Annotated in this window: 17 protein-coding genes; 12 read left to right on the forward strand and 5 right to left on the reverse strand. The window is 69.7% G+C overall.

Going from position 1 to position 19801, the window contains the following annotated elements; translation table 11 throughout:
• Window position 1: 1 nt before the first annotated feature.
• On the reverse strand, window positions 2-949 hold the full coding sequence (locus BM339_RS37245; protein ID WP_021591129.1) for a ferritin-like domain-containing protein: 948 nt from the start codon (window positions 947-949) through the stop codon (window positions 2-4).
• Between the two features lie 34 nt (window positions 950-983).
• Window positions 984-1358 carry an acyl carrier protein gene (locus BM339_RS37250; RefSeq protein WP_075023937.1) on the reverse strand — a complete coding sequence of 125 codons (375 nt, stop codon included), beginning with the start codon at window positions 1356-1358 and terminating at the stop codon, window positions 984-986.
• A 204-nt stretch (window positions 1359-1562) separates the two neighbouring features.
• On the opposite strand from BM339_RS37250, the gene BM339_RS37255 reads away from it, so the two are divergent.
• Entirely contained in the window at window positions 1563-3008 is a 1446-nt protein-coding gene (locus tag BM339_RS37255; RefSeq protein ID WP_075023938.1) for a class I adenylate-forming enzyme family protein, read from the forward strand.
• A 23-nt stretch (window positions 3009-3031) separates the two neighbouring features.
• Window positions 3032-3304 carry an acyl carrier protein gene (locus BM339_RS37260; protein ID WP_075023939.1) on the forward strand — a complete coding sequence of 91 codons (273 nt, stop codon included), beginning with the start codon at window positions 3032-3034 and terminating at the stop codon, window positions 3302-3304.
• A 48-nt stretch (window positions 3305-3352) separates the two neighbouring features.
• Here the strand turns inward: BM339_RS37260 and BM339_RS37265 are convergent, their stop codons facing one another.
• Both BM339_RS37265 and BM339_RS37270 read right to left on the reverse strand, forming a co-directional pair.
• Window positions 3353-4645: an amidohydrolase family protein gene (locus BM339_RS37265; protein WP_021591125.1), complete on the reverse strand. Its 1293-nt coding sequence runs from the start codon at window positions 4643-4645 to the stop codon at window positions 3353-3355.
• 32 nt (window positions 4646-4677) lie between these two features.
• Window positions 4678-5307 carry an aspartyl/asparaginyl beta-hydroxylase domain-containing protein gene (locus tag BM339_RS37270; RefSeq protein WP_218163861.1) on the reverse strand — a complete coding sequence of 210 codons (630 nt, stop codon included), beginning with the start codon at window positions 5305-5307 and terminating at the stop codon, window positions 4678-4680.
• A gap of 431 nt (window positions 5308-5738) precedes the next feature.
• Here BM339_RS37270 and BM339_RS37275 point away from each other — a divergent pair, with 431 nt between their 5' ends.
• From BM339_RS37275 to BM339_RS37310, 8 genes are all read left to right on the forward strand, one after another.
• Window positions 5739-6452, forward strand: a complete 714-nt coding sequence (locus tag BM339_RS37275) for a Crp/Fnr family transcriptional regulator (RefSeq protein ID WP_075023941.1) — start codon at window positions 5739-5741, stop codon at window positions 6450-6452.
• A 241-nt stretch (window positions 6453-6693) separates the two neighbouring features.
• The gene (locus BM339_RS37280) at window positions 6694-7425 is read left to right on the forward strand and encodes a hypothetical protein (RefSeq protein WP_143118755.1); all 732 of its coding nucleotides are present in this window, start codon (window positions 6694-6696) and stop codon (window positions 7423-7425) included.
• A gap of 4 nt (window positions 7426-7429) precedes the next feature.
• Window positions 7430-9553 (forward strand): hypothetical protein, encoded by a 2124-nt coding sequence (locus BM339_RS37285; protein ID WP_075023943.1) that lies wholly within the window; start codon window positions 7430-7432, stop codon window positions 9551-9553.
• The gene (locus BM339_RS37290; RefSeq protein WP_075023944.1) at window positions 9550-10836 is read left to right on the forward strand and encodes a hypothetical protein; all 1287 of its coding nucleotides are present in this window, start codon (window positions 9550-9552) and stop codon (window positions 10834-10836) included. The genes BM339_RS37285 and BM339_RS37290 overlap by 4 nt, the downstream gene beginning before the upstream one ends.
• A complete protein-coding gene (locus BM339_RS37295) occupies window positions 10836-12182 on the forward strand; it encodes a DUF4407 domain-containing protein (protein ID WP_075023945.1) in 1347 nt (448 codons plus the stop codon). Before BM339_RS37290 ends, BM339_RS37295 begins: the two co-directional genes overlap by 1 nt.
• Window positions 12183-12461: 279 nt before the next feature.
• Window positions 12462-14267: a gamma-glutamyltransferase family protein gene (locus BM339_RS37300; RefSeq protein WP_337959943.1), complete on the forward strand. Its 1806-nt coding sequence runs from the start codon at window positions 12462-12464 to the stop codon at window positions 14265-14267.
• A gap of 62 nt (window positions 14268-14329) precedes the next feature.
• Window positions 14330-15022: a YoaK family protein gene (locus tag BM339_RS37305; protein ID WP_218163862.1), complete on the forward strand. Its 693-nt coding sequence runs from the start codon at window positions 14330-14332 to the stop codon at window positions 15020-15022.
• 193 nt (window positions 15023-15215) lie between these two features.
• Window positions 15216-16289, forward strand: a complete 1074-nt coding sequence (locus BM339_RS37310; protein ID WP_075023948.1) for a Glu/Leu/Phe/Val dehydrogenase dimerization domain-containing protein — start codon at window positions 15216-15218, stop codon at window positions 16287-16289.
• A 108-nt stretch (window positions 16290-16397) separates the two neighbouring features.
• On the opposite strand, the gene BM339_RS37315 is transcribed toward BM339_RS37310, so the two are convergent.
• Entirely contained in the window at window positions 16398-17108 is a 711-nt protein-coding gene (locus BM339_RS37315) for a GntR family transcriptional regulator (protein WP_075023949.1), read from the reverse strand.
• 203 nt (window positions 17109-17311) lie between these two features.
• Between BM339_RS37315 and BM339_RS37320 the strand changes: the two genes are divergently transcribed.
• Both BM339_RS37320 and BM339_RS37325 read left to right on the forward strand, forming a co-directional pair.
• The gene (locus BM339_RS37320) at window positions 17312-18736 is read left to right on the forward strand and encodes an APC family permease (protein ID WP_075023950.1); all 1425 of its coding nucleotides are present in this window, start codon (window positions 17312-17314) and stop codon (window positions 18734-18736) included.
• Between the two features lie 86 nt (window positions 18737-18822).
• A complete protein-coding gene (locus BM339_RS37325) occupies window positions 18823-19773 on the forward strand; it encodes an alpha/beta hydrolase (RefSeq protein WP_075023951.1) in 951 nt (316 codons plus the stop codon).
• Window positions 19774-19801: the final 28 nt, after the last annotated feature.

A 19801-nucleotide genomic window follows, 5' to 3' on the forward strand; every position in this document is an offset into this window, starting at 1 on the left:
TTCACCTCCGAGAGACGGTGCGCAGCAGCTGGAGCTGCTCCAGGTGCGCGCGGACTCCTGGGGTCAGCAGCCCCACTCCGGCCAGCGAGGTGACGATCTTCGTGAACATCAGCCGGCGGAAGTCGATCATTTTCCGGTCCTGGAGCGCGTAGTCGGTGCCCGCCCGGACGTCCACGTCCAGGCGCCGCCAGATCTCCTCCAGGCGGAACCTGCGGGACATCAGCAGCGCCGCGTCCTTGACGAACTCCTCGCGCTCGGCCTTCTCCCTCGACGTCAGCTCGCCGTAGATCTCCCGGAGGGCGAGCCGGCCGAAGGCGACGTGCCGGGCCTCGTCCCTGGCGACGAGCCGGGTGAGCCGGGCGATGACGGGGTCGAAGGAGCGGGTGTGCTCCAGCCTGAACGCGGCGAGCGCCAGCCCTTCGACGATGATCTGCATGCCGAGGAAGACGATGTCCCAGCGGCTCTCGGTCACCACCGTGTCCAGCATCCGCTTGAGCGACGGGTTGACCGGGTACTCGTTGCCGAGCAGCCCGACGTAGCGGGCGTACGCCTCCACGTGCCGTGCCTCGTCGGCCACCTGGGCCGCCGCGTAGAACTTGGTGTCCAGGTCGGGGGCCATCGCCACCAGCCGGCCGGTGGCCAGCAGGGCGCCCTGCTCCCCGTGGAGGAACTGGCTGGTCATCCACGAATGGAACTCCCAGTGGAACGCGGCCCAGCGCTCGGACGGGACGGGGCACGCGTCCCGTCCGAGCGGGAGATCGCGGCCGCGGAGCCCGGCGTGGCCGGGGGTGCCCACGCCGGCGGCCCAGTCGATGTCCGTCGTGGCGTTCCACTGCGCCGCCTTGCCCCGCTCGTACAGGGCGCGCAGGCGCTCGTCCGTTCGTGCGTAGTCCCAGACGAACCGGGACTCGGCGTCGCCCGGGCGCTCCGGGCCGTCGGCCACCGTCATTCCCTGCCTCCCGGACCTTTCCTGATGCCCTCGGTCACCTCGGCCGCGCGGCCGCGGCCGCGGTCGTGGGCCCGGCCGTGGTCGTGGGCGCGGGAACCGTGGCGCGCCCCTGGGCGATCATGTCGAGGGTGAAATCCTCCAGCTCCCCGACGGTCTCCAACTGCGGTGCATCCTCGACGACGAACGGCTCGAATTCGAAGAGTTCTTCGAGGGCGAAGGTGAGTTCCACTTCGCGCACGGAGTCGAAACCCAGCTCGTCCCGCAGGAGGTGACCGGGCCGCACCTCTGGTGAATCCGGCGGGGCGATCTCGGCCACAAGTTTTCTGATGAGTTCGCGCACCAGCGCGCCTTCATTGCTTGCGTCATTGTTCGAGAGGGCCTCGTCCCGGTCCTGGAATCCATTGGACATTCGCAAGGCCTCTTCTCCTGCTCCGCTTCGATATGCGTTCGCCTGCCGTGTTACCGGCTCGCAGCAGAAGTATCGAGTGACCCCGGACGGCAGGGAAGTGATGTGGCGACAATTCGCCACAAAGCCATCGGCGGCCGGTACGGGAAATACGCTGACGGTCCGGTCTCGCCTTACCCGGAGGGGAGCTGAGGCACCTTGTTCCGTTTGCAGACCACCGAGTCCCGCCGCCTGCTTTCCCTGGCCCGCGCCGCTCCCGGCCGTCCGATGCTCAGCGTCGAGGAGCCGTCCGGGGCGTGGATCCACTACACCGCCGGGGAGCTGGCCGCACGGGTCGCGGCGACGGCCCGGTTCGCGCTGGACGCCGGCTGGGGACCCGGCCGCCACATCGTCGTCGCGCTGCCGAACGGTGAGGGGCTGGTACGGGCCGTCCTGGCGTCGTGGATGCTCGGTTGCAGCCCGCTGATCCTGCCGCCCGAGTCGACGGACCTGGAGCGTAAGACGCTCGGCGCCGATCTGGGCGCGGCCTTCACGGACGCGTTCCCGCTGGGCGAACGGGAGCTGGCGGCGGCGCTGGAGCACGCGCCGCCCCGGGAGCCTTCGGCGGCCCCGGAGCCGGACGTGACCTGGCACCTGCCGACCGGCGGCACCACGGGCCTCCCGCGGCTGTACCCCGTCGTGCCCGGTCCCGGCAGGGCGCTCGGCGGGGTCCGGGAGATCATGCGGGCCGCCGCCTGGCACCGCGACGCCGTCCAGCTCTCCGTCGGGCCGCTGTCCCATGCGGCGCCCGCCCTGACCTGCATGGCCGGCATCACCGGCGGAGCCCACGTGGTCCTGCCGCGCAGGCTCCACCCCGCCTCGCTGAGGTCCGCGGTCGAACGCTTCCGCCCCACATGGTGCCAGCTGACGCCGCACCAGATGGCGCTCCTCGACGCGAACGAGACGCTCTGGGACGCCCTGTGCGCCTCGCTCACCGGGGTACTGCACACCTCCGCGCCCTGCCCGGAGGAGGTCAAGCGCCGCTGGATCTCCCGGCTGGGCGGCGAGCGGGTGTTCGAGACCTACAGCTCCACCCAGGTGACCGGCTCCACGTTCTGCGACGGCGTCGAATGGCTGGCCCGTCCCGGAACCGTGGGCAGGCCCTTCCGGCACAACGAGGTCCTGATAGCGGACGCGGACGGCGAACCGCTGCCGCCCGGCGAGACCGGCGAGGTGTTCATGCGCAGCACCTGGACCCGGACCTTCGGCAAGGAGGGCTTCGGCCTGCTGCGCGGCCGCGGCGACGGGTTCTTCTCCATCGGCGACACCGGCCGGACCGACGCCGACGGCTACCTGTACCTCACCGGCCGCCTGGACGACGTCGTCGTGGTGGGCGGCGCCAACGTGAACACGCGCGAGGTGGAACGCGCGCTCGCGACCCATCCGGGCATCGCGGAAGCGCTGGTGGTACGGCGCCCCGACCGGCTCCTCGGGGACGTCCTGCACACGCTGATCGTTCCTTCCGACCCGGCGGATCCACCGGGCACCGACGCCGTGCGCGAGCACTGCCGGGGCCTGATATCGCCGCACAAGATCCCGATGACGGCCGAGATCGTCGACGCGCTTCCGCGTTCGCACGCCGGCAAGGTGGAGCGCTTCCTGCGTCCCGATTGAGAAACCCGAAGGAAAAGATCCCGATGCCGACCGATTTCACCGCTGACAAGCCGCTCTCCGAACTTCTCGACCTCGCTTTCGAAGTGCTGGGCGTCCACTGCGATCCCGGCGAGAACTTCTTCGACCACGGCGACTCCATGGCTGCCGCCCGGCTGTGCACTCTGGCGGCCCGCCGGCACGGCTGGACGATCACACCCCGCGACCTCTTCGCCTGGACGTCCTTCACCCTCCTGGCCGGGGTGATCGAGCGCGAAGAGTCGGAGCGCGGGACCACCGCCGCACAGGGCGCCGACTGAGCACATGCGAAGGGGCGCGCCCGGCGATCCGGAGCGCGCCCCGTCTGGTCAGGCGGACCTGCTGATCTCCGGCACGTCCGGCCCGTCCAGCCAGTGGCGGCCGGGTACGCCGGACGTCGTCAGGCTCGTGCTCGGGCGGGACGCCTCGTCCCGGCCCAGTTCCGAGGGGAGCGGCCCGATGCGCCGCGCGACCGCCATCAGCTCCTCGCGGTCGAAGCCGAACATCTCCACGGCCGCCTCGCCCAGCATCACCCGGGTGTCGTCCTCGGGCACGTCGGCGAACATGTGCGTGAGCCACTCCCGGGTGTGCGGCCAGGAGCCCTCCGGGTGCGGGAAGTCGTTGCCCCACAGGATGTTGCGCACGCCGATCTGGTGACGGTCGGCCAGCTCCCGGCGCTTGGCCGTGGAGCCTCCGACGAAGCAGTTGGCGTCGAAGTACTCGCTCGGCCGCCGCTTCATGTGCGCACCGAAGCTCGCCAGCTTCTTCGTCCCGTGCTCGCGCTCGAAGGCCACGTCCATCTGCCAGAGCATGTTCGCCACCCACCACAGGCCGCACTCCTGCGCGCCGAACCGCAGCCCCGGGAACCGCTCGAAAACGCCCGTCCAGATAAGGAACCACATGGGGCGCGCCGACCACCAGGAGACCTCGGTCGCGTACAGGCCCAGGTGCATGCCCAGGTCCTCGCCGGGGGCGGCGCCGGCGTGGGTCTGGACGGGCAGGCCCAGCTCCTCGCAGACGGCCCACACCGGGTCGTACTCCGCATCGTGGTACGGACGGTTCCCGTGCCCCCAGAGGGAGGGGATCATGATGCCGCCGCGGAGGCCGTCGGCGTGGGCCCGGCGGATCTCGGCCACCGCGCCCTCGACGTTCCCGACCACGGGGGCGACGATCACCCCCCGCCGTCTGGCCGGGCTCTGCCGGCACAGCCCGGCCAGCCACCTGTTGTGCGCGCGGGCGCCGGCCAGCGCGAGCTCGGGATCGTAGTCGGCGCCGGACATGCCGATGCCCGCCCCGAAGGGCACCGCCGTGGTCGCGGCCACGGCATCGGCGTCCGGGAAGATCACCTCACCCGCGACGCCGTCCCCGTCCAGCTCCCGGTCCCTGCGCTCGGCGTCCCAGCTGGCCCGCAGTCCCTCGTCGTTCTCCTCGTACCACTCGCGGACGAACTCTTCGTTCTGCGTCTCCTTGCGCATTCCGGCGGTCGACTCCTGCCATTGCAGGTAGAGGTCCAGTTGCGGGTGGTACCTGCTCTCAAGGAACTCCCGGTACTGATCGGTCCGCAGCCCGGCATGGGTGTCGGAGGAAATGATCAGGAACGGGGTGCTGGTGGCTTTCTCCACGGTCTCTCCTCATGTCCGATGCGGGATCGGGTTCACGCGGCGGGGACGGCCGCCGCGTTCAGGCGCCGCAGCAGCATGCGGCCGTAGAAGAAGCGCAGAACGAACGCGAAGGAGCGGTTCGCGAGGTGCTGTCTCCTCGGCATCGGCCGCAGCACGTCCACGATCAGCACCACTCGCCGTTCCGCGCAATTGTTGATCACTTCGTGGTTCCAGCTGTCGTCGAACAGGACGCTCTCCCCGTCCCGCCACGTGTGCACGTGATCGCGGATCCTGATCTGCGGCGGGTCGTCGTCGGGCACCTCGATGCCGAGGTGGTACCGCAGGTAGCCGTAGTAGGGACCGTTGTGCGCGGGAATCGACTTCCCGGGATCCAGGATGGAGAAGCTCGCCTGGAACAGGTTCGGAACCTTCTTCAGCGCCGCGATCGTTAGGGGGCACAGCGCCGCGTTCTCCTCCGCCACTTCGCCCATCGAGTACAGGTAGAACATCCGCCAGTCGTGGGGCGTGGTCGCGGATATCCCGCGCTGGAGCGGGTCGAGTTCGTGGTAGGTCGGCATGACGGCGTCCCGCCCGGAGGCGACCAGGAACTCGCCCCGGATAGCGTCGAATTCCTTCTCGACCTCACGCAGTTCGGGAAGTGTCTCGTCGATGTCGAATACCACTGGGCGCTCATCACCTCCGGCGGTACCCAGAAACCACAGGTTCAGGCGTTTTTGGAGACGCGTGACCGTACCCGAGAGCACCGCCAGCATGCGCCTTTCGATTGCCCATGGCACCGTAGCCATACGACCTCCACCGGAGCGCACCAAATTCATGAAACCGATCGCCGTGGCGACTATAAGCGCGCCCACCCCAAAAACAACCCCCCATGGCAAGAACTCGCCACCCCCACCCGCCCACACACGGGCGCAACACCCCACTCCCCACCGGATGGCGAACCGGTGATCTGGGACAGATCCCCGGCCCGCCGCTGCGACGGCTGCGACGCCGGGGCCGTCGGACCGGGGCTGATCATTTACTCCTTGACAAGATCACTTTTGGGCGGGGCGAGAAACGAGTTACCCGTGGCATCGCGGGCGGGGATAGTGGGGATGTGGTCGAAACAGGGAGAGAACGCTGGCCGATCGGCACCTTCCTGGCGGGGTTGAAGGCCTCGCTTCGCAGCGAGCTGTTGACGATCGCTCCCGAGCAGCGGGTGAGCGCGGGGCAGACGCTGATGGTGCAGGGGGCGTCCACCGACCAGGTGCTGGTGTTGAGGGCGCAGGGAAGCAAGTCGCCGGCGTGCGTGAAGGTGGTCGGGTGCCTGGAGAACGGCGCGGAGGTTCTCTTCGGAATCAGGGTCAGCGGGGATCTGGTGGGGGAGCTGGCGGCGATTCGCGACACGGACCGCTCCGCGACCGTGATCGCGTGCACGGACGGCGCGGTACATCGGCTGCCGAAGGAGCGATTCCTGGGTTTCCTCAACCAGCATCCCGAAGCGTGGAGGCTTCTCGCGACCATGCTCGGCGACCGGCTCGACTGGGCCAACGAGCGGCGTCTGGACTTCGCGGCTTACCCGGTGGAGCAACGGCTGGCTCGGGTGGCCGTTCTACTCGCCGAACGCCACGGGTATCCGGTCGAGGGCGGCGTCGACCTCGGGATCGAGCTCACCCAGGAGGAGATGGGGAAGCTGGTCGGCGCCGCGAGGGAGTCGGCGGTCAAGGCCGTCAGGCACATGCGCGGCGCCGGGCTGATCAGGACGGGCTACCGGCGGATCGTGGTGGCCGACCTCGAAGGACTGAGGTCTTACGCGATGGTCAGCCGATGATCGAGACCCAGAGGATCTGGGTGACGGCGAGCGCCGCTTTCGCGTCGGCGTGCTGCAGGTTCCGGTTGCGGATCTTCGCTTGAGTTCAGCAGACCGCCCGGTGCGCCTCGACATTGGGTACTAATGCCAGGTGTCGGGGTGACTTAGATGACTTCAGCAAAACGGGTATTTGTACTAATTCTTCGGCAGCCCTGCATGCAAGGATCCCGTTCCCGATTCCAAGATGCCAAGGGGACAGCAGGTGGCAGGGGTTTTTGAACGGCGCCCGATGATCTCGGTCGACGCCACGGGGTACGGAAGCGGCGACGATCAGCGGCAGTCGGACATCCAGGCGGGGCTTCTCGAGGCCCTGGACAGGGCGGCGGCCTCGGCCGGACTCGACCGGGACAGATGGGAACGGCAAGGCGCCGGCGACGGGGAGTTCTCGGTCCTCCTCCCGCAGACCGCCGAGGGGCGCCTGGTCGGGGACTTCCCCCGTCACCTCGCGGCCTTCCTCGACCGGCGCAACGGGGACGCGCCGTGGGAGAACCGCCTGCGGCTCCGGCTGGCCGTCCACCACGGCACGGCCATCGCCGATGTGAACGGGCGCAGCGGTCAGGGGCCCGTCGAGGTCGCCCGGCTCTGCGACAGTCCCCCGTTGCGGGTCGCCCTCAAGGAGTCCAGGGCCGATCTGGCCGTCATGCTCTCTGACCGGATCTTCACCGACATCGTCCGCCACGGCCACGCGCTCTCGGTCGCCCCCGAGGACTTCCGGGAGGTCGAGGTGAAGGTCAAGGAGTTCAGCGAGCGCGCCTGGCTCTGGATCCCGCGGGGCCGCCCCGTCCATTCCCTCCCGCTCGCCCTCCCCCCGGACGAGCAGACCGCGTCAGCGGCCACGGGTGAGGCCGCGCCGCCGAAGCCGTCCGCCTCGGTGCACAACGAGTTTCACGAGCGGGTCGACGCCAGGGGTGCCAACTTCGGTTTCGGAGGCTGACCTCGTGTCCGAGGACGTGCCCGCCGAAGGTGTGCACACCGACGATGACGGCCAGCCGTTCCAGCCCGTCGGCGACCCGGCCAAGGAGGACGGGGACGGGGCCCCGCCTCCCGCCGAGCATGTGCCGGTCAACCAGCTGATCAACGTTTTCCACAGCGGTGTGGAGGCGGCGGGCGCGAACTTCGGGTTCGGCGCGGCGGCGAGTTGGACCAGCCGGCAGGCGGTGAGCGGGCCGATGCCCCGGGAACGGGTGGACGCGCTGAGCGGACATTTCGTGGAGCCCGAACCGTTCGAGCCCGCACTTGAGGCGCTGCTGAAGCATTCGGTGGTCACCCTGTACGGGCCGGAAGGCAGCGGCAAGCTCACCGGCGCTGTGAACCTCCTCGTGCGTGTGCTCGGCGGGCAGGCGCCGATCGTCAGGTTGTCCTCGACCAGGAGCTTGAGGGAGTTGGCCGACCACCGGTTCGACGGGGGAACCGGCTACCTGCTGCCCGGCTGGTTCGGCACCGTCGACCGGGAGGCTGAGCACCACTGGGAACGGGTCCAGGGGGAACTGCGCGAGCGGGGCTCGTTTTTGGTGGTGACCTCCTCGGAGGAGAACCGGCGCACGGCCGTGACCGCCAGGATCGAGTGGTCGCCGCCCGAGGACTGGGGGGCGGTCATCCGCGAGCACGCGGGCGGCGGTCTGGGGGACGCGGATGTCACGAAAGTGGTGGAGGCGCTGCCCAAAGCCGTGACGATGGCGTGCCTGGTCGAGATCACGAACCTGCTCGTGCGGGGCCTGCCGCCCGGGGATGCGATCTCGTCCGTCCTGCGGGAGGCGGCGCGGGACCAGGTGCGGGACTGGTTCGGGAAGGGGCCGACCCGGGAGCAGGTGCTCGACGTCACCGTGCTGGCGTTCTTGCCGGGCCTGTCGGAGAGGCGGTTCGGGGAGGTCCGGGAGTCGTTGAAGGCCGCGCTGGCGGAGATGGTGCCCGAGGAGCCCGCCGGGGTCGAATCCGCGGATCGGCCTCCTCGGCCCGCGGAGGCGGTCTTCCCCCAGGCCAGAGGGAGGCAGCTGGAGAACCCGCTGATCCGGATGAGGCAGGTGACCGTCGACGGCCGGCCCCGGCGGCTGATCGAGTTGCGCGATCCGGAGGCGCAGCGCTTCGTCTTCGCCGAGATGACGGGACGCTTCGACGAATGCTTCTGGGACGCCGTCCGGGGCTGGCTCGAAGGCGTCCTGATCAGACCGGAGCTCTCCCTCCACATCGCGGCGGGCCTGGCCCGGCTCGCCGCGTCGAGTTTCGACGAGGTCGAGGGCTCGTACCTGGACCCGTGGTCGGTCGCGACGGGACGCGGCGAACCGGCCCGTTCGCATGCCAGGCGGAAGCGGCTGACGACCGTCCACGTGCTGTGGTTGATGTGCCTCGACGAAGACCTGGCGCCGGTCGCGCTCCGGGTCGCCTCGGGATGGGCCGCCCAGGGCAGTACGCAGGGGCAGAAGTACAACGCGATCATCGCGTTCTCGGGGGTCCTCGGGCGGCTCTACCCGATCGAGGCGGTGAAGAACCTCTGGCGGCTGGCGGGCAACCGGGGAGCCGTGCTGGGGCCGCTCGCGATCGAGGCGTTCGGCGGGCTGTTCCTGTCCCAGGAGGACGCGGCGGGGCGCGCCCGCGTCGTCCACTTCCTGGAGAACAAGATCAAGAAGCTGCGCGGGATCCCGGGCCGGATCGAGGTGTACGGCGCCGCGCTGTGGGCGATGCTCGCCGTCTACCGGACCGACGACCAGCGGGGACGGCCGCTGGCGGCGCAGTTGCTGTGCGAGCGGCCCGACCTGGCGGACGCCATCGGGTACACGTGGTCGGTGCTGCTGGTGAACCGGCCGGTCAGGCATACCGCGCTGGCCGTGCTGCACGCCAATCTCGACGCGCTGAGGTACCACGCCGAGCAGCCGGAGGCGATCGCCCAGCGGCTCGGCGACGTCCTGGGCGGTCTGCTGTCCAAGGACCAGCAGGACGAGCTGGCCGAGGACTTCACGGCGTTCGCCGAACGCCCCGCGAACCGGCGTGACGGAGCGAACCCGGTCACCGCCGCCCTGTTCGCGGCCATCGAACGAGCACAACGCCGCATGGGAGAAGAAGCGTGACCTATCCGATCATCAGCCAGAGAATCCTGTCGCCGGTGCCTAGATCCGGGCTTTTCGGGCTGCGGTCCCGGAGCCGTGACACCTCCGAGATCCCGCCTCCGACGGCGGGGCAGGTGCTGGTGTTCCGGTCCGACGGCAGGTACGTGCTCGACAGCGGACGGCTCGGCTTGGACGACGAGATCGTCCTGCAGGCGACACACGTGAGCGTCGTCGATGTGACGGAGAACAAGCAGGTCAGGGTCGAGTTCGCCATCCCCTCCACGGAGGGGGGCGAGTTCACCGTTCTCGTCGACTTCACCTGCCTCGTCCATGACCCGGTCGCCGTGGTGGAGGCCGGGCTGGGTGACGTCCGGGACTCCCTGGCCGGGTACCTGAGAGCGCACGAGGACGTTTTCAAGGCGGGGGCGAAGTACAAGCTGGCCGATTTCCTGTCGGCTCGGACGGAGGTGCGCGCCGAACTGCAGGCCTACCACCACTACCTGCCGGTCCGGCTTTCCGGGATGACGGTGGCTCTGGGCAACGTCGAGATCCCCGCGCCGTCGGAGGTCAGGGACTTCCTGGGCAAGACCGTCCGGGACGATCTCGATCTCGAGGACCGGCTTGCGGGCCTGGTGAGGGACGGGAAGTTCGACCGGGCCCAGGCTCTGGAGGAGACCGAGACCAGGCTGCACAGGCTCAAGATGGAGGTGCTGAGCACCGCGCAGGAGGTCCACAAGCTCCGCAGTGACCGGGAGAAGGAGGAGCAGCGGGAACTGCATGAGGAGGCGGCGCTGGCCGCGGCGCACCGCAGGCGCGATCTGGAGACGACCTTCGGCATCGACCAGGCCGCGAAGGTCACCGCCGCGGTGGGGGACGATCCCCTGCTGGCCTACGCTCTCGCTGCCGAGCGGGGCGAGATCGGCGCCAAAGAACTCGCCGAGTTCCACCAGCAGGAGGCCGACCGTCTGCACGTGCTGGAACGGCTGCGTGAGGACCGCCGCCATGAGGAAGCGGTCCAGAATGCCCAGTTGTCCAGGGAAACCCACGCGCAGGGCATCATGCTGCGGCTCGAGATCCTCAAGGAGATGGTGCGCAAGGGTCACCTCGACGAGCGAGGCGTGAAGGAGATCGACGGCATTCTCAACGAACTCACCGCCGGGAAGACGGCCGGGCCGCCGTCCAAGGCGGAGCCCGGGGGAATCGAGGCGGCGGCCGAGCCGGCCCGGGAGGGGCTCGCGGCACCGCCGCCGGCTCCCGGTCCCGACACCGGCGACGATGTGCCGTACCGGGAGGAAGACCTCTGATGACGGCGGTTCAGACGGCCCCTGCCGTCGAGGTGGAGGGGGAGCAGCCTCGGCGGCCCGTGCACGGCCCGAAGGGACCGGGCGTGTGGCTGCGTTCGCTGATCGGCGTGGACGAGTCCGTCCTGAGCATGGCCCCTCTGGACCGCGGACGCTACACCGCGATGGCCCTGATCGTTGTGAACGCGGGGATCCTTGCGGCCGTGTCCATGTTCGTCATGGTCGAGAAGTTCGCGGACGTACCACTCGTGGTGGCCCTGGCCGTCGCCCTCTTCTGGGGTTGGGTCATCTTCTCGGTGGACCGCTGGCTGATCGCCAGCGCGCACGGGACGCAGAGCAGCCGCGGGGTGTTCCTCACCCGGGTCCTGCTGGCCGTCGTGCTCGGGTTCGTGGTGGCCGAGCCGCTGCTGATCAAGATTTTCGAGCCCGCGATCCACCGGCAGGTCGCCGAGGACAGGCAGGTGGAACGGGCGACCAAGCTCAGCGCGTTGACGGCATGCAATCCCGTCCCCCATCGGGTGCTTCCCGCGAAGGACCTCGCGTCGTGCAAGGCCCGGGGGCTTCTCCTGACGGTCGGTGCCGATCCGGTCGGCGCGGCGGCCACGGTGGCCTCGCTCGGCGAGCAGGTGTCGACGCTGTCGAAGGCGATCGACAAGGACATGGCGGCGCTGCGAAGGCTGGAGCGGCTGGGGCACGCCGAATGCGGCGGCGAACGCGTCGGCAACGAGACAACGGGCGTCATCGGCGAGGGACCGAACTGCCGCCAGATCCGGACCGAGCGGGCGGCGTTCCTGCGCACGTCCAAGCTGCCGGAGCGGCGGAGGCAACTCGCCGATCTGCAGGCCAAGGCGAAGAGCGCCGTCGAGGCCCAGGGCAGGGTCAACGCCGGCTACTCGACCCAGATCGCCCAGGAGATCGACAAGCAGCTGCCTCATCCCGAAGGCAAGATCGGCATCCTGGAGGAGGACGACGCGCTCCTGGCCCTCCAGAGCAAGAGCCTGATGGTCCTGCTGTTCGCCTGGCTGCTCCGCATCGCGTTGATCACCCTGGACTGCATGCCGATCCTGACCAAACGCCTCGCCGGACTCAGCACCTACGACCGCCAGGTGGCCGACCACGCGGCGGCCGACATGGAGACGCACGAGGTCTTCCTCAAACACGCCAAGGCCGAGAACATCCAGGCTCGAACCGACGCCCTCCGCCTGCTGGAAGAACATGAGCAGGACCGCCGGCTGCACAGGGAACGCCACGAGGCCGCGGCGCGCAACGATCAGGACGAGCGGATGAAACGGCAGATTCGAGAACTTGCCGCTCGCCTCAAGGGCAGACCCGGCACGGCACCCGAGTGAAGCGCGCTCGGCGGCGCGCATCTCCGCCGGCTCGTCGCGCAGCGCGTCCAAGGGTCGCGTACGCCGTCCAGTCGAGCACCCCAAGCGCATTACCGAGCGACACCCCGACCAGCGTCCGGCGGGGACTACGTGCGGTTGCCCGACTACCCGCGCCAGCGCCCCGGCCGGGTCCCGACGGCAGCCGGGACCGCTGCCGTACCCCGTCCTGCCGCCGTGGCAGATACCTCCGTTATTGCATCCAATCTCGCGATTTTGCATACTTTACCTGTGACTGAGATCTTGCAGGTACCGACGTTCGTGCGGCCGCCCACCCACACCACCCGGCCTACCCTGACCGGTTCTTTCGGCATGTCGGCCTCCACCCACTGGCTCGCGACCGGTGCGTCCCAGTCGGTCCTCGAGCGAGGTGGCAACGCGTTCGACGCGGCGGTCGCGGCCGGTTTCGTGCTGCACGTGGTCGAGCCGCATCTCAACGGGCCGGCGGGCGACATGGTGCTGCTGATGTCCCAGGAGGCGGGGATGCCGCGCGTGCTGGCGGGCCAGGGGCCGGCGCCGCGGAAGGCGACGGTGGCGCATTTCCAGGCGCTTGGTTTCACCGAGGTACCCGGGTCCGGCGCGTTGGCGGCGGCGGTCCCGGGCGCGGTCGAAGCCTGGTTCAAGCTGCTAGAGGAGCACGGCAGCTGGCCACTCGCCGAGGTTGTCGCCTACGCCATCCACTACGCGGAACGCGGCTACCCTGCGGGTGCCCAGTTGTGCGCGGTGCTGGAGACGATGCGCCCCCAGTTCGAGCAGGACTGGCCCACGTCCGCGGCACAGTGGCTCAGGACGGGGACGCCCACCCCGGGGGAGCGCCTCACCAACCCGGCGTACGCGGAGACACTGCGCCGACTGGTCACCGTGGCCGAGACGGCCGGCGCCGACCGGGTCGTGCAGATCCGGGCCGCACGCGCCGAGTGGCGCGAGGGGTTCGTCGCCGAGGCCATCGAGACCTTCGTACGCGAGCCGCACCTCCATGCCACCGGCGGTCACCATGCCGGCGTGATGACCGCGGCTGATCTTGCGGAGTTCCGGCCTGGGTACGAGGACCCGGTCCGCCTCCGGTTCCGGGGGTACGACGTGGCCAAGGCCGGGTTCTGGGCACAGGGGCCGGTCCTCCTCCAGACGCTCGCGATCCTGGACCAGGTCGGCGACCACCTGCTCGACCCTGCGACCGGACGGGGTGCCCACACAATCCTTGAGGCGCTCAAACTCGCGTTGGCCGACCGCGACGCCTACTACGGCGACACCGAGAAGGGCGGCATTGACCCACGCGTCCTGCTCAGCCCGGAGTACGCCGGCGAGCGGGCCGCACTCATCGGCGAGACCGCCTCTCGCGAGCTGCGGCCGGGGGTGGTCCCGGGGGCTCGAATGTTCACACCGCCCGCGCGGGCGGCCATGGAAGAGGAAACCCAGGAGCGCGGCGTCGGTGAGCCCACGGTCGGGACCGATGGCGTGACACGCGGCGACACCTCGCACCTGGACGTGGTCGACCGGTTCGGGAACATGGTCTCCGCCACGCCGTCGGGAGGTTGGCTTCAGTCCTCACCGACGATCCCGGAGCTCGGCTTCTGCCTGGGAACCCGGCTCCAGATGACCTGGCTGGACCCCGCGTGTCCGTCCGCGCTCGAGCCGGGCCGACGCCCGCGCACCACGCTCAGCCCGACCATGCTGGTCCGCGACGGCAGGACGGTCGCGGCGCTGGGCACCCCGGGTGGCGACCAGCAGGATCAGTGGCAGCTGCTGTACTTGCTGCGCGTGATCGTCGGCGGCTACGAGCCTCAGCAGGCCATCGACGCGCCGGCGTTCCACACCACGCATGCGGTCAGCAGCTTCTGGCCGCGCGTGTGGCATCCCGCGGGCGTCGTCGTCGAGCGTCGCCTCGGCTCTGAGGTGATCGACGAGCTCCGGCGTCGCGGACACGACGTGAAGGTCTCGCCTGACTGGAGCCTTGGTCGCCTCTCGACTGTGACCAGGGACCCCGCCAGCGGCACCCTGGCCGCCGCCGCGAACTCGCGCGGCGCGCAGGGCTACGCGGTGGGTCGATGAGCGCCACGCGGGAGCAGGCCGCCCCGACCGGGCGGGCCGTCGAGGACGTCCACCTCTGGTGCATGCTGGCGCTGACCTTCTCGACGGGCGTCGCGGACGCGGTCGGCTACCTCGCCCTCGACAAGGTGTTCACCGGGAACATGACCGGCAACGTGGTGATCCTCGGCATGGGTGCCTCCGGGACTACGGACTTGCCGGTCGGCGGACCACTGCTGGCCCTCGTCGCCTTCATGGCGGGAGCCGCTCTGGGCGGGCGGGCGATGCGCGGGCAGGCCGCGGGCTGGCCGCCGCGGGCCTCCGTGCTGATCGGTGCAGTCGGTGCCGCGTTCGGTGTCGCCGCGGCTCTTCTCGCGTTCCTTCCGATCCGCGAGGGATCAGCCTTCGCCTACGCGCTCACGGGCGTTCTGGCCGCCGTCATGGGTCTGCAGGCCGCAGTCGCGCGGCGGATCGCGGTCAAGGACGTGACGACGGTCGTGGTGACTTCGACGATCACCGGTCTCGCCGCCGACTCCCGCCTTGGCGCGGGACTCGGGCAACCGTGGCGTCGCCGCGCCGGGGCCATCATCCTGATCGGATCCGGCGCCGCTGTGGGCGCGTTGCTGCTGGCAGTCGCTGCGTGGGTCAGTGTCGCCGTCCCCGCGGCGCTCACTCTGGCGGTGGCCGTCGCCGGGGACCGGATGGTCCGCCGACGATCCGCACCATCGAGCGGAAGGCCCGCTGTCCCGCAGCAGGTTCCAGGTGGTCCCGCCACATGAGAGATGCTAGGACTTTGCGCGGTCGAGACCATTTCGCGAGTCGTGGGCCGGTCCATGAGACCGATCTATGCGTCCAGCCCCGCATGCCTGCGCGAATCTTGCGCGCGCTCGAAGGCATGTCAGAGGCTCGTCCCGCGGCCCAGCGCCCGGTCCGGGTGACCGCTGACGACCCAGCTCTCGCAGGAGATCTCCCATGACACACGCCGTGACCCGCACCGACGGGCTCGAGATCGAGCAGCTCGCCGTACCCGGCTTCGAAGACGTGCGCCTCGCCGCGGGCCCGTTCACCGGTTTGCGATCCATCGTCGCGATCCATGACACGACCCTCGGCCCGGCACTCGGCGGCACCCGGTTCTTCCCGTACGCCGATGCGGACGCCGCGCTCCACGACGTCCGGCGGCTCAGCGAGGGTATGACCCACAAGGCCGCGGCGGCCGGCCTGGCGCTGGGCGGCGGCAAAGCCGTCATCATCGGCGATCCCGCGGTGTTGAAGTCGCCGGACCTGCTGCGCGCATACGGCCGTTTCGTCGACTCGTTCGGGGGCCGCTACATCACCGCCGCCGACATCGGAACGAACTCGGACGACCTGGACGTCATCGGCGAGACAACCAGCCATGTCGTCGGCCGCACCGTCGCGGCCGGAGGGCTCGGCGACAGCGGTCACTCCACGGCGCTGGGCGTCTTCGTCAGCATGCGCGCCGCGGCCGAAGTGGTCCTCGACCGGTCGCTGCAGGACCTGACCATCGGCGTCGAAGGCATCGGCAAGGTCGGCCTGGAGCTTGTCGGATTGCTGCATGCCGCCGGCGCCAAGGTGGTGGTGACGGATCCGGCGGAGGCGGCGCGGAGGCGGGCCGTCGCCGCGTATCCCGATGTCGAGGTGGTGGACGACGTGCTCGAGGTCTTCCTCGACGTCTACGCCCCCTGTGCCTTGGGCGCGACGGTCACCAGCGGCGTCGCCCGAGAGCTCTCCGCACGCATCGTCTGCGGCGCTGCGAACAACCAGCTTGTCGCGCCCGAGGCGGAGTACCGCATGGCCGAGCGCGGGATCGTCTGGGTACCGGACTTCGTCGCGAATGCCGGCGGTCTGATTCAGGTCGCGGCCGAACGCGCCGGCGCTGCGCTCGACGGCGCCCGCGCTCGGATCCACCAGCTCGGTGAGACCGTCACCGACATCCTGGAGCGGGCTGCGGCGGAAGCCGTCACCCCCGGCGAGGCCGCGCAGCGCATCGTCGCGGATCGCCTCGCCGGAAGCATCACGCGGGACTGATCCCGCCCCGAGCGCCGGTCGTGGGGAGGTGAGTAGGGCATCCCCACGACCGGCGATACCCGTGCTCTGCATCGGGCGTGCGGCGCGGCGGCCCGCGGCCGGCGGGCTTCAGGTGTTCCGACCGTGCTGGTCCTCGATCCAGCGGGCCATCGCTTCCGCGGACGAGTTGATGTGCTTGACCATGGCGCCCCGAGCCCGCCGCCCGTCGCCGTTCGCGATGGCGTCGGCGATCGCCTGATGCTCCCGAGCGTTCTGCTGAAGGAGCCGTGAGCTGCCCGAGTAGGCTGCGTAGGCAGAGTTGCGAGGCAGTCGACGGTTGATGTCGGCGAGGCTGAGGGCCAGCTGCCGGTTGCCGGACGCCTCGAGAATCACGGAGTGGAAGGCCTGGTTGGCCTCCGCCCAGCGCACCGCCGGAGCCTGCGAACCGGCCTCGGCGTCCGGTCGGGCGATGTCCTGCGTGAACCGCTTGCACGCCGCGTGCATGCGTGCCAACTGGGCGTCAGAGATGTGATCGGCGGCGAGCTCGGCGGCGAAGCCCTCCAGTTGTGCACGGACCGAGCCGAGATCTCGGATGTCGCGAGCCGAGTGGCCGTTGACCCGGGCGCCGCGGTTCTGCGCGATCGTGACGATCCCCTGGGCGGCCAGAACGCGCAGCGCCTCCCGGACCGGGGTGCGGCTGACCCCGAACTCCTCGGCGAGAGCGGCGTGCCGCAGCCACGTCCCAACGCCGAGCTCCCCATTGAAGATGCGGCGCTGGAGCTCGTCCACCAACTGATCCACCAACGAGGTATCGGACTCTGGTGTGTCTGCCGTGCTCATGTGCGTCCTAGCTGTTGGGCCCATTGCATCCCATCCTAGCCTGCTGGCACACCGTTCGAACGCAGCCTCGCTCCTCTCCTCGCCGCCGAGGACGCCACCCCAGACGTGGGCGATCTCACACGAACCCCTTGCCAAGACAGAGTTCGATGGCTCAAACTGCATGCAAGACAGTAATTTAGCATCCAATTCTGGAGGTGGTCAGTATGCCGGCGAGCGCGACGGGTACTGCCGATCCGCGTACGTCGACCCCGCGTCTGCGGCGGGGGTCCATAGGTGCGTTCGGGCTCACGTTCATGGTCGTGGCGGCTGCGGCGCCGCTCACCGCGATGGCCTCCAACATCTCGCTGAGCCTCGCCTTCGGCGTCGGCGGTGGCACGGTCGGGTTGCTGCTGATCGTCGCCGCCCTCCTGACGGTCTTCGCGTCGGTCTACGTGGCCCTGAGCCGTCACGTGCTCAATGCGGGGGCGTATTACGCGTTCATCGGGCGCGGACTGGGTGGCTCCGCAGGCGCCGGAGCGGCGTTCGTCGTGACCGTCGCTTACAACCTCGCAGCCGGCGGCGTGATCGCGGCGACCGGCTACTTCGCCGACCTCACCGCGATCAACTACTTCGATGTCGACCTGCCCTGGTGGTACTACGGCATCGTCGCGCTGGCACTCACCGCCGTCCTCGGACGCCGCGGGGTGGACATCACTCAGTGGTTCACCACCTGCATCTCGCTGCTGCAGTTCGCGGTGCTGGCCATACTCGGGGTCGCGATCGCCTTCCAGCGTCCGTCCGGATGGAGCCTCGACGTGGTCAGCCCCTCCGCGATGTTCGAGGGCAACGTCGCCATGACGCTGGTCTTCTGCGTGCTCTCGTTCGTCGGGTTCGAGGCGACGGCGATCTACGGCGAGGAGGCGAAGGCGGCGCGCCGGTCGATCAAGGTCGCGACGTACGGCTCAATCGCCCTTCTGGTGGGAATCTTCGTGTTCTCGACATGGTCGATCGCGTCGGCGTACGCCGATGTGAAGGCCGCGGCCGCGGCCGACCCCGGCTCGCTCGTCTTCCGTACCGCCGACGTCTACCTCGGCTCCTGGTCAGGCGGGATCCTCTCCGGCCTGGTCACCGTGAGCTTCCTGGCGTCGGGCGTCGCATTCCACAACATGGCGGCGCGCTACCACTTCTCCCTTGCTCGCGCCGGAATGCTCCCGGGACGTTTCAGCCGGGTCCACGATGCGCACGGGACGCCGCACGTGAGCAGTGCCGCGCAGTGCACGATCTCGGTGGTGATGCTGGTGCCGTTCGTCGTGGCCGGAGCCGACCCGATCCTCAACCTGTTCCCGGCGGTCTCGGGAATCACGAGCGTCTCCCTCACCTCCCTCATGCTGGGGTGCTGCGTCAGCATCCTGGTGGCCGCACGAAGGGGGCTTCTGCCCGAAGGCGTGTGGGCGACCATGATCGCCCCCGCCGTCGCCGCGATCGGTCTCGCGGTGATCCTCGCGATCATCCTCGCCAACTACCAGGAGGTCACCGGCAGCACCGAGAAGGTGATCGCCTTCATGCCCCTGATCCCGTTGGCCGCCGCCATCTACGGCGCCATCGCGTTCCGCGCGGCAGGTCGTCCGGAGATCGACGTCGATGCGTGAGCAGGTCGATGCGTGAGCAGGACGTCTCTGGCGCAACGGCAGGCGGTGGACGACGCTTGAGGAGACGGACCGCGGAAGGGGGCGACGTGGAGCTTGAGCAGCAGAGCAGGGCGGCGGCGTTCGAACGGTTGATGCCGCCGGTGGACCACGGACTGTACGTGCCGGCGGGCCTTCTCGACCCTCCCGCCGTCGACGTCCTCCCCGGCACGCACAGCCACCTCCAGGTCCCGTTCGCCGAGCTCCACGGGTGGCGGGCGTTGCGACTGGACGTCCACGTCCCCGCCGAGGGAGCTGGCCCCTGGCCCGTCGTCGTGTATGTCCACGGTGGCTCGTTCCTCACCGGCCTGCCCGGCATGGGGCCGTGGACGACGTTGCCCGAGCGGGGGATCGCCGTCGTCTCGGTCACCTATCGGCTCTCGGCTGAGGCGGGGTTTCCCGAACCCGTCGAGGACGTGCGCGCCGCTGTGGCGTGGGTCCAGGCCAGGGCCGACCGGTACGGCTTCGACGCCGACAGAGTTGCGCTCTGGGGCGGCTCGGCCGGCGGCTACCTGGCAGCACTCGTCGCGGTGACGAGTGGTCGGCCCCTGGCCCAAGGCCCACGCCTGCTCGGGACCGATGGCCGGACGGGCAGCGGCGCCGTGGCCGCGGTCGTCACCCAATACGCGGTGACCGACCCCGCCCACCTCGCCGAAGACGCGATGCCGGGCGCCGATGTCTCGGGGCTGGTGCGTGCCACCCGTCCCTTCTTTGGGGCGACCCAGGTACCGACCGCGGTCGTCGACCACCTCGCAGATCCCCGTTCGGTCGCGCCGTTCCTCGTCATGCACGGCGACGCCGACCGCCGGGTCGGCATCGCTCAGGGCCGACGCCTCCACTCAGCGCTCGAGAATGCCGGAGTGCGTAGCCGTTTCATCGAAGTCAAGGGTGCCGACCACGGTACGCCCGAGTGGGCAGACCCCGCCGTGGTCGCGGAGGTCGTGGCGCACGTGCGACGACCTGATCCTTCCCGAGTGCAGTACACATCCAATGGAATGTAATCAACAGTTTGAAAGAGCGAACTGGGTC

Source organism: Actinomadura madurae (assembly GCF_900115095.1).
GTDB classification, from domain to species: Bacteria; Actinomycetota; Actinomycetes; order Streptosporangiales; family Streptosporangiaceae; genus Spirillospora; species Spirillospora madurae.

Bases quoted from the DNA above. Each gene is read 5' to 3' on its own strand.
- BM339_RS37260 (WP_075023939.1), top strand. From the start codon at position 3,032: ATGCCGACCGATTTCACCGCTGACAAGCCGCTCTCCGAACTTCTCGAC.
- BM339_RS37320 (WP_075023950.1), top strand. From the start codon at position 17,312: ATGCCGGCGAGCGCGACGGGTACTGCCGATCCGCGTACGTCGACCCCG.
- BM339_RS37315 (WP_075023949.1), bottom strand. From the start codon at position 17,108: ATGAGCACGGCAGACACACCAGAGTCCGATACCTCGTTGGTGGATCAG.
- BM339_RS37245 (WP_021591129.1), bottom strand. From the start codon at position 949: ATGACGGTGGCCGACGGCCCGGAGCGCCCGGGCGACGCCGAGTCCCGG.
- BM339_RS37310 (WP_075023948.1), top strand. From the start codon at position 15,216: ATGACACACGCCGTGACCCGCACCGACGGGCTCGAGATCGAGCAGCTC.
- BM339_RS37295 (WP_075023945.1), top strand. From the start codon at position 10,836: ATGACGGCGGTTCAGACGGCCCCTGCCGTCGAGGTGGAGGGGGAGCAG.
- BM339_RS37250 (WP_075023937.1), bottom strand. From the start codon at position 1,358: ATGTCCAATGGATTCCAGGACCGGGACGAGGCCCTCTCGAACAATGAC.
- BM339_RS37305 (WP_218163862.1), top strand. From the start codon at position 14,330: ATGCTGGCGCTGACCTTCTCGACGGGCGTCGCGGACGCGGTCGGCTAC.